Source organism: Marinobacter sp. bablab_jr003, assembly GCF_016464245.1.
Lineage (GTDB): Bacteria > Pseudomonadota > Gammaproteobacteria > Pseudomonadales > Oleiphilaceae > Marinobacter > Marinobacter vinifirmus.
Window position 1 is genome coordinate 1 of record NZ_JADARC010000070.1, and the last position, 13115, is coordinate 13115.

The 13115-nt window shown below is 53.7% G+C and carries 13 protein-coding genes; all 13 read right to left on the minus strand.

What is annotated here, in order from left to right; genetic code table 11:
- Positions 1–142 precede the first annotated feature (142 nt).
- Positions 143–427 carry a type II toxin-antitoxin system RelB/DinJ family antitoxin gene (locus tag H3Z84_RS07015; RefSeq protein ID WP_199456966.1) on the minus strand — a complete coding sequence of 95 codons (285 nt, stop codon included), beginning with the start codon at positions 425–427 and terminating at the stop codon, positions 143–145.
- Between the two features lie 196 nt (positions 428–623).
- Complete coding sequence (locus tag H3Z84_RS07020) at positions 624–1640, minus strand: DUF2235 domain-containing protein (RefSeq protein WP_199456967.1); 1017 nt, start codon at positions 1638–1640, stop codon at positions 624–626.
- A 51-nt stretch (positions 1641–1691) separates the two neighbouring features.
- Entirely contained in the window at positions 1692–3458 is a 1767-nt protein-coding gene (locus H3Z84_RS07025; RefSeq protein ID WP_199456968.1) for an SLC13 family permease, read from the minus strand.
- 73 nt (positions 3459–3531) lie between these two features.
- A complete protein-coding gene (gene cysC / locus H3Z84_RS07030) occupies positions 3532–4125 on the minus strand; it encodes an adenylyl-sulfate kinase (protein WP_199456969.1) in 594 nt (197 codons plus the stop codon).
- Positions 4122–5534 carry a sulfate adenylyltransferase subunit CysN gene (cysN, locus tag H3Z84_RS07035; RefSeq protein WP_199456970.1) on the minus strand — a complete coding sequence of 471 codons (1413 nt, stop codon included), beginning with the start codon at positions 5532–5534 and terminating at the stop codon, positions 4122–4124. The genes cysC and cysN overlap by 4 nt, the downstream gene beginning before the upstream one ends.
- Positions 5534–6448 carry a sulfate adenylyltransferase subunit CysD gene (gene cysD / locus H3Z84_RS07040; RefSeq protein WP_199456971.1) on the minus strand — a complete coding sequence of 305 codons (915 nt, stop codon included), beginning with the start codon at positions 6446–6448 and terminating at the stop codon, positions 5534–5536. The genes cysN and cysD overlap by 1 nt, the downstream gene beginning before the upstream one ends.
- Positions 6449–6574: 126 nt before the next feature.
- Positions 6575–7540, minus strand: coding sequence for a DHH family phosphoesterase (locus tag H3Z84_RS07045; RefSeq protein WP_199456972.1), 966 nt, complete (start codon positions 7538–7540; stop codon positions 6575–6577).
- Positions 7537–7863 carry a glycosyltransferase gene (locus H3Z84_RS07050; RefSeq protein WP_199456973.1) on the minus strand — a complete coding sequence of 109 codons (327 nt, stop codon included), beginning with the start codon at positions 7861–7863 and terminating at the stop codon, positions 7537–7539. Before H3Z84_RS07050 ends, H3Z84_RS07045 begins: the two co-directional genes overlap by 4 nt.
- Before the next feature lie 39 nt (positions 7864–7902).
- Complete coding sequence (locus H3Z84_RS07055; protein WP_199456974.1) at positions 7903–8934, minus strand: NAD-dependent epimerase/dehydratase family protein; 1032 nt, start codon at positions 8932–8934, stop codon at positions 7903–7905.
- A gap of 68 nt (positions 8935–9002) precedes the next feature.
- Positions 9003–9590 carry a YdcF family protein gene (locus tag H3Z84_RS07060; RefSeq protein ID WP_228285789.1) on the minus strand — a complete coding sequence of 196 codons (588 nt, stop codon included), beginning with the start codon at positions 9588–9590 and terminating at the stop codon, positions 9003–9005.
- 230 nt (positions 9591–9820) lie between these two features.
- Positions 9821–10933 (minus strand): glycosyltransferase family 4 protein, encoded by a 1113-nt coding sequence (locus H3Z84_RS07065; RefSeq protein ID WP_199456975.1) that lies wholly within the window; start codon positions 10931–10933, stop codon positions 9821–9823.
- Positions 10930–12063, minus strand: coding sequence for a hypothetical protein (locus H3Z84_RS07070; RefSeq protein WP_199456976.1), 1134 nt, complete (start codon positions 12061–12063; stop codon positions 10930–10932). Before H3Z84_RS07070 ends, H3Z84_RS07065 begins: the two co-directional genes overlap by 4 nt.
- Entirely contained in the window at positions 12060–12962 is a 903-nt protein-coding gene (locus H3Z84_RS07075) for an ATP-grasp fold amidoligase family protein (RefSeq protein WP_199456977.1), read from the minus strand. The genes H3Z84_RS07070 and H3Z84_RS07075 overlap by 4 nt, the downstream gene beginning before the upstream one ends.
- Positions 12963–13115: the final 153 nt, after the last annotated feature.

Consider the following 13115-nt stretch of genomic DNA (forward strand, 5'->3'; position numbering starts at 1 on the left):
TCTGGTTGTGAAAGAGCATGCAGGTTAGACTCGGACATGGCGTATCATTCCTCTGTTGGTTGTGATCTTGGCGGTGATCAACCAACAGGATACGCCACCCCTTCAGCCTGCTTCCATACACCAGAAATCACCATAACTCTATTCAAGGCTGTGCATGCGCGATTTTGCCATCCGTGAGCTCTTCTAACAGGCCATCCAGCGACTCCGCACGGTGCCCCCTCCCTTCCCTGAGTTCCTGCATGGCAGCAATGCTTGTTTCGTTCGGCTGAGGCACCTTGATCTCAAAGGGGATGCCGCCGTGATTAATAACCGCCCGGGCAAACAACTTGATGGCCTGTGAAGGGCTAAGGCCAACCTCGTCACAAATGTGCGAGAACGCAACCTTGGTGTCGTGGTCTATACGGGTACTAAGCATCTCGGTTTTCATGATGCGCTCCACTTGTCTTACGTTGTCAGACATTGTAACGCAAATAGCGGACAAATGATGACGTTTTCATAGTGCCTCCTATTCCCTGGAGTTAATTGAAATTCCTTTTCTGGCCACGGACACTCACGGACCCACACGGACGAAAAACAAAAAACTATTCACTTCCTTGTCCGTGAGCGTCCGTGGCAAAAAACCTTTAATCCGTACCAACCAAACTCACACCACCCCACCCCAAACGCCCAACCAACTCCCCCAACCCAGGGCTCTTGTACCGCACCGAATCATCCTCCCACCGCCGCCGTACGCTTTCATGCACCACCGACTCAACCGCCCGCACATGCTTGCGCCCCATGGCCTTATAGAAGCCCTTGTACTCATTATGCTGCCGCCCTGCATAATCCGGGTTCAGGCGCAGGAGGAAGTGGGGTTCCAGGCCCAAGCCGCAGGCCTGGGCTTCCCTGGCCATCCACTCTCCGGGGATATCGCCCAGGGCGTGGTCCGGGTAGCCACCGCCGATGTCGGTATGCACACCGGCAAACCACACCTGCTTCAAATCAATCCCCGCCTTGGGGCTCCACAGGGTAGGCTCGAAATCCTGCCGGTTTTCGTCTATGGCCACCGCATGGCGGGCGTGGTTGATGATGCGGCTGGGCTCGGTGTCGTGGAACAGGTAGCGGCTGGTACCCAGGGTACCCAGAAACGGCGCGGGAATGCCCAGGGCGCCGACGGTATCGAACACCCCGATAAAATGAATACGGCTTACATCCGCCACCGCGTAATTCTTGCGGAAGGTCTCCGCCTTCTGCCGCCCGGGGGCAGAGGCCGGGCCTCGGTTGCGGTACAGGGCATAGGCATGGCCCACCTTCTCGGCATGCTCGCGCCGCAAAATCCCGCAGTTGCGAATCAGCCCCGCCAGCGAGCGCACCGTGTAGGCACCGCGGCTGAACCCGAACAGATACAGCGCATCCCCCGGCTCGTAGTTATGCACCACAAAGCGGTAGCAATCCTGAATGTTCTTGTCGATGCCCTTGCCGGTAATACCGCCGGAGAACTTGTCCCCCTCCGAACCCACACCCCAGTCGTAAAACACCACCTGCTTGTTACCGGCCGCATCTTCCGGGGCAATGCCCTCAGCCAGGCGCAGAACGTGGGTAGAGGTGTCGGATTCCGGCGATTGCCAGGTTCCGTCTGAACAAATGATGATGTTTTTCATAGTGCCTCCTGTTCCCTGGAGTTAATTGGAATTCCTTTTGTAGCACCAGACTCAAAACCCCCAAACCAACGGTATCAACCCAACCGCCACAACCCCAACCAGTAGCGACAACGGCGTGCCAATCCGAACATAGTCCGTAAACCGATACCGCCCGGGGCCATACACCATCAGGTTGGTCTGGTACCCCAACGGCGTGATAAACGAAGCAGAAGCAGCAAACATCACCGCAATGGCGAAGGGCAGCACGCTTACACCCAGCTGCTCAGAAATGGCCAGGGCGATGGGGAACATCAGCACCGCAGCAGCGTTGTTGGTGATCATTTCGGTGAATGCAGCGGTCAGCACATACACCAGAGCCAACGCCACCCAGGGCGTGAGCGGGCCGAAGCTCAGCAGGCTGCTGGCCACCCACTCTGCGGCACCGGTTGCCGTCATGGCATTGCCAAGCGCGAAAGACGCTGCAATCACCACCAACACTGGCAAATCGACACTTCGGCGGGCGCGGCTTGCAGTCAGGCAGCCTGCCAGAATCATGCCACCAGCCGCCAGGAAAGCCGCTTCAAGAATCGACAGCAGCCCGGAGGCACTCAGCAACACCATCACCCCCAGAATCCCCAGCGCACGGGGCGCTTTGTGAAAATCCGGCGGGGTAGAATCGTTCAGGGCGCTGACCAACAAAAAGTCCCGGCGGAAGCGGTATTGCGCCACAAACTGTTCACTGGCTTCCAGCAGCAGGGTATCCCCCATGCGGAAGGTAATATCACCCAGCTTACCCGGCACCCGCCGGCCCTCGCGGGATACCGACAAAATAACTGCATTAAAACGGGTACGAAACCGACTGTCGCGGATGGTTTGCCCCAAGGCCGAGAACTCCGGCCCCAGCACCACCTCCACCAGGCAACGCTGATGGTTCTCCACCTCCAGCTTGTGCACACTGCCATTGGCAGGTTTCAGCCCCTGAATCCGCCGCAGCTCACTGGCACATTCCGGCGCCCCCACAAAGTACAGCTTATCGCCAGCCTGCAGGGTTCTGTCCGGCTCTACTGCCGTAATCAGCCGGCCATTGCGATCGATCTCCGTCAGGTAGCCATAGCTCAGCGCGCGCAACCCGGCTTCTGCCACCGTTTTGCCCGCCAGCGGCCCAGGGCTGGCCACTTCCATTTCCACGCCGTATTCCCGAACCAGATCCAGCTCTTCAGAAATGCCGCCACGGTCTGGCAGCAACCGGTGGCCAAACAGCACCAGAAAGGCACCGCCAATCACCAGCAACGGAATACCCACCCAGGCCAGTTCAAAAAGCCCCAGGTTGATCCCCAGCGTACTCTGCAACATCCCATCCACCACCAGGTTGGTGCTGGTGCCAATCAACGTGCAGGTGCCACCCAGAATGGCTGCGTAACTGAGGGGAAGAAGAAGCTTGGACGCAGGAATACCCAGGCGCTGGGCCCAGTCCTGAATAGCCGGAATGAACATCGCCACCACAGCCGTGTTGTTCATAAAGGCACTCAAAATACCCGTGGGCGCAATCATCCGTACCTGCGCGCCACGCTGGGATTTCGGGTGCCCCAACAGCATGCGGGCAATCCACTGCACCGCCCCGGTTTCCTTCAAGCCGGCCGCCACCACGTACAAGGTAGCAATGGTAATCACCCCCGGATTAGCAAACCCTGCCAGCGCCTGAACCGGCCCCAGAATCCCGGTGAACAACAACAACGCAAGCGCCGACATCAGCACCAAATCGGCCGCTATGCGGGTAAGCGCCAGCGTGCCCAGCACCCCTGCCAGCGTCATCAAAGTAAGAACAGCCTGCCAATCCATGCAACCAAGCCTGAATTGGGGTCAGACCCCCGATACATTTGCCGGAGCAAAATGTATCGGGGGTCTGACCCCGTTATTTAATAAGTTCGCGGTGCCGGAGGTATTCGATCAGAGACTCCACACACTGCTCCACCGTCATGGCAGAAGTGTCCAGCCGAACTTCCGGGCGTTCCGGAGTCTCATAGGGGGAAGTAATGCCGGTGAAGTGCTTGATCTCACCTGCCCGCGCTTTCTGGTACAGGCCTTTCGGGTCCCGGTCTTCGCAGGTGTCCAGGGGGGTATCCATGAACACCTCAATGAACTCGCCAGCCGGGAACAGGTTGCGTACCAGGCGGCGGTCGCTGGTGAAGGGGCTGATGAAGGCGCTGAGCACGATCAGGCCGGCATCGGCAAACAGCTTGCTCACCTCGCCAATGCGGCGGATATTTTCTACCCGGTCGTCGTCGGAGAAACCCAGATCCTTGCACAGGCCATGGCGCACGTTGTCGCCGTCCAGCAGGAAGGTGTGATAGCCCCGCTCGTGCAGGGCAACGTCCAGGGCATTGGCGATGGTGGATTTGCCACTGCCGCTCAAGCCGGTAAACCAGAGCAGGCAGGGCTTCTGGTTTTTGTTACTGGCGCGGTCCGCGCGGGTAACTTTGTGGTTGTGCCAGACTATGTTGCTCATACCGCCTTACACCCCCACTCGGGATAATTCTCACGGATAAACTTATTCAGATTCCGCTCAGCCTCCGAATATTCTCGCTTCGGCAACTCCCCGGTAGCGTCCAGTGCCCGCTCAACCATCCCAGCAGCCACGGTCACATTCGTCAGCCGGTCAATCAGGATAAACGCACCAGTACCCGGGTGGTTTTTGTAGTCTTCAACCACTACAGCCTCAGACAGCTCCACATCACACAGGCCAATGGCATTCAGTTCCAGCCCGCCGGCCACGTTGGTGCTGCGCTCCAGGGTATTTACATCCACCTCTTCCAGCACCTTGTTCACAAAGCAGCCGGTTACCTTGGTGCCGATTTTGATGCCGTACTCACGGCCCGGCACCAGGGCTTTTTCATTCATCCACACCACATGGGCGGCGAAACGCTGGCCCATATCCGGCTGCTGATTAGCGTGCACCAGCAAATCGCCCCGGGAGATATCAATTTCGTCTTCCAGGGTGATGGTCACCGCATCGCCCGGCCAGGCACGGGGAACCTCGCCTTCGTAGGTGTGAATACCCTTCACCCGGGAAGCCTTGCCAGACGGCAGCACCGCCAGCTCATCGCCCTTATGCACCACACCACTGGCCACGGTGCCGCAATAGCCCCGGAAATCCAGGTTCGGACGGTTCACAAACTGCACCGGGAAACGGAAATCTTCCACGTTCTGGTCTTTACGCAGTTCAACCTGCTCCAGAATCGTCATCAGGGTCTCACCGTGGTACCAGGGCGTTTGCTCGCTACGGTTTACCACGTTGTCGCCGTTCAGGGCGGAAATTGGCACATAGTAAACGTCTTGCAGACCCAACTGATCGGCCAGCTTCTGGTATTCGGCGCGGATCTCGTTAAAGCGCTCTTCACTGAACTCCACCAGATCCATCTTGTTGATGGCCACTACCACATGCTTCAGGCCCAGCAGGCTGACAATAAAGCTGTGCCGGCGGGATTGGGTGAGCACACCTTTGCGGGCGTCGATCATCACCACGGCGAGGTCGCAGGTAGACGCACCGGTGGCCATATTGCGGGTGTACTGCTCGTGGCCCGGGCAATCCGCGATGATGAACTTGCGCTTATCGGTGCTGAAGTAACGATAGGCCACATCAATGGTAATGCCCTGTTCCCGCTCGGAAGCCAGGCCGTCCACTAGCAGGGCCAGGTCCAACGCTTCGCCGGCATTACCCTGGCGCTCGTTGTCTTTATGCAACGCCGCTAGGTGGTCTTCAAAAATCAGCTTGGAATCGAACAGCAGACGGCCAATCAGGGTGGATTTGCCGTCGTCCACACTGCCGCAGGTCAAAAACCGCAACAGGTCTTTATTCTCGTGCTGGTCCAGATACGCGAGGATGTCTTTTTCAATCAAAACCGATGCGTGCGACATTAGAAATAGCCCTCCCGCTTCTTCTGTTCCATAGAGGCTGCACCGTCGTGGTCAATCACCCGGCCCTGGCGTTCGGATGTAGTGGTCAGCAGCATTTCCTGAATGATGTCCGGCAAGGTCGCCGCTTCGGATTCCACCGCGCCGGTCAGCGGGTAGCAACCCAGAGTGCGGAAGCGCACCATCTTCATTTCCGGCGTTTCGCCCGGTTCCAGCGGCATACGGTCGTCGTCCACCATAATCAGCGTGCCGTCGCGCTCCACCACCGGGCGCTCGGCCGCGTAGTACAGGGGCACAATGTCGATATTTTCCAGATAGATGTACTGCCAGATATCCAACTCAGTCCAGTTGGACAGCGGGAACACGCGAATGCTCTCGCCCTTGTTCACCTTGCCGTTGTACAGGCTCCACAACTCCGGGCGCTGGTTTTTCGGGTCCCAGCGGTGGAACTTGTCGCGGAACGAATACACCCGCTCCTTGGCCCGGGACTTCTCCTCATCGCGCCGTGCGCCCCCAAAGGCCGCATCAAAGCCGTACTTGTCCAGCGCCTGCTTCAGCGCCTGGGTTTTCATCACATCGGTGTGCTTGGCACTGCCATGGGTAAACGGCCCAATGCCCTGCTCCACGCCTTCCTGGTTGGTATGAACAATCAGCTTCATACCCAGCTTCTCAGCCATCTTGTCCCGAAAGGTGATCATCTCCCGAAACTTCCAGGTGGTGTCTACATGCATCAGGGGAAACGGCGGCCTGCCAGGCGCGAAGGCCTTCATGGCAAGATGCAGCATCACCGCGGAGTCTTTACCGATGGAGTACAGCATCACCGGGTTATCAAACTCAGCGGCCACTTCTCGAATGATATGAATTGACTCTGCCTCAAGCTGCTTGAGGTGGGTTTTCTTGGGGGGTGTTAAAGTCATTACTCTTCCATTTATTTGTTTGGCCACGAAATCCACGAAAGAACACGAAATAAAAGACAAAAACGCTTTTCTTTATCTAATCAGTATTCTTTGTTCGTGTTTTTTCGTGGATTTCGTGGCAAAAAATCAGTCAGCCCAAAACTCAGACATCACGCCAACAAACGCATCCAACTGCTCCGCCGGCAAATCATTAATCCCGGCCGCCGCCTTACGCCCGCCACCGGTCGGAAACTGCCGCGCTACGTCATCAGCCCCGGTGCGGTTGTTCAAAGGCGCACGAATACTCACCAGATAAGCACCATCGGCCTTTTCGGTCACAATGGCACAAGCCTTATCCGGGTTACGGTTAGCCAGCTCATTACCCAGCACGCCACTCACCCGACGGGCCCAGGCTTGGTCGGGCAACTTTACCACCAACGACGTTGCCGTTTCATTCAGCACCGGCGCAGCCAGCCCTTCGGCCATATCCAATTGATAACCATCCCGTAGCTTCTGCCAGGCAGCAGGCTCGCTGGCAATCAAATCCAGCGGGTCGTCAAACTGCACAAACTCCCGGTATAAATCTGCCGGATGAAAGTGCAAATCCTCCAGCGTGGCACCGTAGCCGTTGTAATTGATGCATACACCCAGAGTCTTCAGGGCTTCAGCCTGCTCAGCACTCAATCCCGCCTTTGCAGCCAGCTCTTCAGCCACCGCATTCAGGTTATCCCCAAACGCCGCAGCAATAGCCCAGTTATGAAACCGCCCGGCCAAATGCTGATCCACCAACAAACTGGTGCACGTGGTGGGCTGGGTATCAATCAACGCGGTAAAGCCCGGCGCATCCGGCAGGGTTTCCCCGGGGAAGTGGTGGTCCACATAGAACACCGAACAGCCTGCGGCTAGCAAGCCATCCACCGCTTCGCGGTTTTTGTCCAGGCTGATATCCAGAATGTTTACCCGGGCAGGCGATTCCGCCGGCACTCGCTGAGCCAATGCGATGTCCCGCTTAACACCGGTGACCAGAGTGGAATCACACGGCTCCGCCAGGCGGAGTTGAATCAGCGCGCAGATTCCGTCTGCGTCGCCGTTGAATACATCATAAACCTTCATAAACACTCCAAGTAGGCGCGAACCACCAAATCCTCACTAAACTCCCGCTCCATCCTCCCCCGAGCCGCATCCCCAGCCCTCTGCACCTCAGCAGCATCCATCCCCACAACCCGCCGCATAACCCCGGCCAAAGACTCCGCACTGCGCACCTCACACAACCAACCGGTCACCTCCGGCTCTATGGCATGGCGGCAGCCGGGCACGTCGGTCACTATGGCCGGGCGGCCCATGGCGGCGGCTTCCAGAACGGTGCGGGGCATGCCTTCGCGGTAAGAGGGCAACACCAGCACATGGGCCTCACACCAGGCGCTGGCTGAAATCATCCGGCGGAGACAGACAAATCACCCGGTTACCCTGCCCGCTCAATGCTCCAGATACCAAGGCATGGCCCTGGCAATCCCCTCTAAAATCTTAAACTCCGGCGCATAACCAAGCTTACTCGCCGCCTTACCAATATTCGCCTGAGAATGCCGAACATCCCCCGGCCGGAAGTCCCGGTACACCGGCGCTTTGTCGTACACCACGCCATTCTCCGCCAGGGCACTCTTCAGCGCCGCGAACAGATCATTCAGCGTAGTGCGGTCACCCACCGCCACGTTGTAAACCTCGTTTTTGGCAGAATCCTCCGCCGTGGCCGCCAGCAGGTTGGCCTGCACCGCATTCTCGATAAAACAGAAATCCCGGCTGGTTTCACCATCGCCGTTGATGAACACATCCTCACCGCGCACCATGGCGGCGGTCCATTTCGGGATAACGGCGGCATAGGCACCGTCCGGGTCCTGCCGCTTGCCGAACACATTGAAGTAACGCAGGCCAATGGCCTTGAAGCCGTAACTGCGGGCGAACACCTCCGCATACAGCTCATTCACATACTTGGTGACCGCATAAGGCGACAACGGCTTGCCAATGTTCTCCTCCACCTTCGGCAACGCCGGGTGGTCGCCATAGGTAGAGCTGGACGCCGCATAAGTGAAACTCTTCACCCCCGCATCCCTCGCTGCCACCAGCATGTTCAGAAAACCATCAATATTGGCCGAATTGGTGGTAATGGGGTCATTCAAAGACCGGGGCACCGAACCCAGTGCCGCCTGGTGCAGCACGTAATCCACGCCCTCGCAGGCGCGGGCACAATCCTCAAGATTACGGATATCGCCCTCGATAAACTGAAACCGCGCCCACTGCTCTGCAGACACCAGGCTGCGAACCTCGTCCAGGTTGCGCTGATAGCCGGTGGCAAAGTTGTCCAGCCCGACCACGCGCTGGTTCAGCTTCAGCAGGTGCTCCAGCAGGTTGGAGCCGATGAAGCCGGCTGCGCCGGTGATTAGCCAGGTTTTGGGTTGTTTGGGGAGTTGGTCGAGAAGTTGCGGGTAGCGCCGATTATCAGCAGAGAGCATCAGAGAACCTTTTAGAATTTATTGGCCACGAAAACCACGAAAAGACACAAAAAATACGGAAGAGATAGTTAGCGCCCCACCAAACGCCCGACAATCTCTTTGATCGCCCGGCTACTTCCATCCAGCGCACTGGTTTCAGGGAGCAGGTTTCGCCACAAAGGCCGGGACAGCACCTCGTGGTCGGTAGCAACCGGAATAACCTCCAGGCCCTGAGCCTCGAATAATCCCTTCGCCCTTGGCATGTGATAGGCAGAAGTAACCAGCAGAATCCGGTTAACGCCCTGCTCTGCAAGAATCTCAGCAGAATACTCTGCATTCTGGCTGGTATTCCGGCTCCGATTTTCCAGAACCAAGGCCTGGCCGGGAACTCCCAGATCCCGCATAAACTGGCCCATAGCTTCAGCTTCAGACGCAGCACTGTGCGAAGGATCGCTGCCACCGATTAGCAACACTAGCGGTGCTTTAGAAGCATGAAACAACCGGGCGGCATGCCAAACCCGATCAGCACCGGACTCCAGGTTCGGATACAGATCACCGTGGCCCGCAGGCGACACGCCGCCGCCCAACACCACAATAGCCTCCGCCTGGGGAACTTCATGAACCGCCGTGGGCGGGTGTTGATCTTCCAGGTAGCCGCGTACCCAGTGGCTAGCCAAAGGCAAGGACCAGAACCACAACCAAGTTAACGCCAAAGCACCAATCCACACGGCTAAACGACGTTGGCGCCCCATAAGAGCTACAACAAGAGCCAGCAAACCACCAAAGAGCGAGAAACCCAAAGGAGAAATCAGAGCAATGGCAACCTTGGAGACTACGAACATGATGTACCGAACATTTTAGAAACACACAAAACCTCGGCCGGAGTGCCACTAACCAACGGTACTTCTCATTCGCTTGGACGCCTGATCTCAGCAAATTTCAAATACTCACCTATCACTTTTCGTTCGTCAAACACGTCTTCTGCAAGAGACCGAGAGGCCTTCCCCATCGCTTCTAGTTCTTCACCTGATAGCTCGAGAACCCTCTCCATGGCATTCACAAGTGAGTTCACAGACTTAACCTCCACGTAAAAACCATTTTTCCCCTCAACTACCACATCTCGACAACCCGGGCGGTCCGTAGTGATCAGAGGTTTCCCGGCCGCGGCGCCCTCAAGCAAGGTCCGTGGAACACCTTCTGGATACCAACTTGGTAAAACCAAACAATCTACCTCACGCAAGACCTTTTCCATCTGCCCCACATTACCAAGAAATTTGATAATGCCTCGCTTTTCGAAGTCTGAGATAAACTCGCGGGGTACGGCACGTTTCGTCTTATCTGCGACACCCGCTAACCAAAACTGACAATCGCCCCTATCGTTTAGAATGCGTTCAGCTGCCTGCAGATACTCAATCACGCCCTTTTGCACAATAAGCCGACAAGCCAACAAAAAGATGAAGGGTTTCCTGCCAGCCTTCACACTGGGGCAAAACCGATCAACATCCACCCCCGAACCGGGCAACCTACTGAAGCGACCATCTCGCAGAACCCCGAACCGCTGAAACTCGTTCATATCACTATTATTCTGAAAAAAAACATGGCTGGCGGACTTGAAAGCGACTCCCAACACAGAACGGTAAACAAGCGCCTTCCAACCCGATAATTCACCGGCATTACCCGTACCTGAGACATTTGGAATGCAGGAAATGCCAAGCAATCGGCAACTCAGCAAACCGTAGAGATTTGTTTTTGGGTTAAATGTATACACCAGATCAGGCTTTAATTTTTTTATACATGCGTAAACCTGGAGCAACGATTGAGCTTCACGCACAGGGTTGGTGCCTACGTTATCTAAATTAAAGGTGAAAACCTTACATGAAAGCTCGTTAAGCAGCTCATTTCCGGTCCGCTCTGGACACAGCAAGGAAACTTCGTGCCCACTCTCAATAAAAGCATTGATAGTTGTTTCTCGGAAGTTCTTAAGATACCACGCAGTATTAGCTAAAAAACAGACTTTCAATGAGAGCCACCTGGATTATAATTTCGAGACTTAGATTGACACACATATGGGGAGATAGCATTCGAATACATAAAATAGAACAGAATTACAAGAAAGGCATAGAACGACTCTCGATACCTAATAGCACTACCTGGATTTATGGCGGAAAAAGGATAATGAACAAACAAAATCCAAAATGAAGCTAGCGCAAAGCCACATAAAAACATCAAATTAAAACGTGAAACGCGAAGCGAAACATAAAAATACTTATACATACACCAAAAAAATCCTGTCAATATTGTCATACTTTCTAACCAAGCCATTAAGTGAGTGGCTTTTGAAAATGCTTCATCAAGAGTTGGGCCGACAAATCCGATATACATCCCATACCACGCATTCTTAAAAAAATCATATTGCTCGACCCATATTGTGTTCTCACGAGTAGCTCCTCCACGCTCTGAAAAATGCAGGGGCATAATCTTAGACAAACGATCAATTTCATCTCTAAAATAATAAAGTACCAAAACCGCAATCAAAACTGAGAGTATAAACACAACTAGCTTCTCAGCGGCGCCGACTGAAAAGCGCCTGCCAATATACGTGTACAAAAAAAGCGCAGAAATTCCAATCATATACTGAGGCTTAAAAATAAAACATAGATAAACAGCAAAGACCAACAAAATTTTATTAGAAATACGCTCCCGATTCCAAAGGTCCATGTATGCAGCCAGAATAACGCCCATATAAAAGACGCCGACAGCTTCTTTTGATGCGATTGAAGTCCAAACACCAAAGCTGGGCAAAGACAAAAAGGCAATCAATATCAGCAAGTTTTTTTTGCTGATATTCAACTTTGAAATGGGGTAGTAGACACCGAAGAACGATATAATCAAAAATGGAAAACTACCCAAAAACTTTCCCAAAACCACAGCAAAACTAGATGCAACCGTATCCATCATTGCCGTCGATGAGAGCAGCCAGTTCGATTGAAAAGCAGTCGGGCCATTCAAGTACCGAAACGTATCCCCCAGAGTGGTTAACTTTGCAAACACAAGCTTCGCAAAAAAAAGATAGAACACCTTAACAAAAAAATAAGAAACCCATATTCGCCTGTAAGCTGCAGCGCTTTTAACCTGATAGATATTTTTCACGAGATACGTTTTAACTCGAATCTTTGACCTAGTTGAAAATCAAAACTATCGGGATCAAACAAGGTATAGCCACTGGCATTATAAAATGTCATCTCCCCAAAAAATATATCACCATCAATATTGTAGAGGTCCACGCGAACATGGGGAAATTCTGCAGCCAGGATTTCTGCAATCTCCACCATTGCTCGGAAGTTTTTTGGCTTTTCAACCTCATCGACCAATGGTCTAAAGTCTTTACGATAGACATGTAGAGGTTCAAAATCTCTATCAAAGAATGCTAATTGTCCTCGCGCGTGGTCATCTGTATAGTCACGCATTACATAGAGACAATAGACTTTCCCTGAAAAACAGAAGAACTTGTAGTCAGGCAAGTCACCCCTCTTGTCTCTTGGCAGAATCTTTTCCGCAATAATCTTTGGCTTGATTCCCTTATAACCCCACTCTCTTCCGACACAGGCAGCATCATGGGAAAGCCACTCCCTAACAATCTTTCTCAGATCATCTTGGCTATAATCTCCCTTATCACGAACTAAAAGGTTCGTGCCAGAACCATGCGTGGCTTTAAGCATAAAACTTTGAGGCAATTCTAAAACATCAAAACTTTCCAACGAATGCCAAACGCCATATAAAGGATTTAGTATTCTCCCCAGCCCTTTTGAAAAAACATAACTTCGAACATCATATTTATCAGAACAAGCCTTTATCCTTTCATCTTTATAATTAAGCTTATACCACTGGATCTTTTCTGTGTATCGAGCAGGATCTTTCAAATTAAGAAACCGACCAGTCTTTATAAAATATTGAACTCGTATCATAGCTGAGTCGGGGATTGGTTTAAGCAGGTGCAAAATCTTTAACCTTAAGCGCTGATTTGGAAAAAACTTCTTATAAAGATTCACGCATCAACCTCAAAATATCTAACTTTCCCAAGACTTCCGGTGTAACCATGTGCAATCGCCATCAGAACTAAGCGGACCCGTCTAAAAAATATTCTTCTAAACCCTGCTCGAAATAAACCAGCTGCGGTTAAACTCAGAGCAAGAAAGACACAA

Bases quoted from the DNA above. Each gene is read 5' to 3' on its own strand.
- H3Z84_RS07015 (WP_199456966.1), bottom strand. From the start codon at position 427: ATGAAAACCGAGATGCTTAGTACCCGTATAGACCACGACACCAAGGTT.
- H3Z84_RS07020 (WP_199456967.1), bottom strand. From the start codon at position 1,640: ATGAAAAACATCATCATTTGTTCAGACGGAACCTGGCAATCGCCGGAA.
- H3Z84_RS07025 (WP_199456968.1), bottom strand. From the start codon at position 3,458: ATGGATTGGCAGGCTGTTCTTACTTTGATGACGCTGGCAGGGGTGCTG.
- cysC (WP_199456969.1), bottom strand. From the start codon at position 4,125: ATGAGCAACATAGTCTGGCACAACCACAAAGTTACCCGCGCGGACCGC.
- cysN (WP_199456970.1), bottom strand. From the start codon at position 5,534: ATGTCGCACGCATCGGTTTTGATTGAAAAAGACATCCTCGCGTATCTG.
- cysD (WP_199456971.1), bottom strand. From the start codon at position 6,448: ATGACTTTAACACCCCCCAAGAAAACCCACCTCAAGCAGCTTGAGGCA.
- H3Z84_RS07045 (WP_199456972.1), bottom strand. From the start codon at position 7,540: ATGAAGGTTTATGATGTATTCAACGGCGACGCAGACGGAATCTGCGCG.
- H3Z84_RS07050 (WP_199456973.1), bottom strand. From the start codon at position 7,863: ATGATTTCAGCCAGCGCCTGGTGTGAGGCCCATGTGCTGGTGTTGCCC.
- H3Z84_RS07055 (WP_199456974.1), bottom strand. From the start codon at position 8,934: ATGCTCTCTGCTGATAATCGGCGCTACCCGCAACTTCTCGACCAACTC.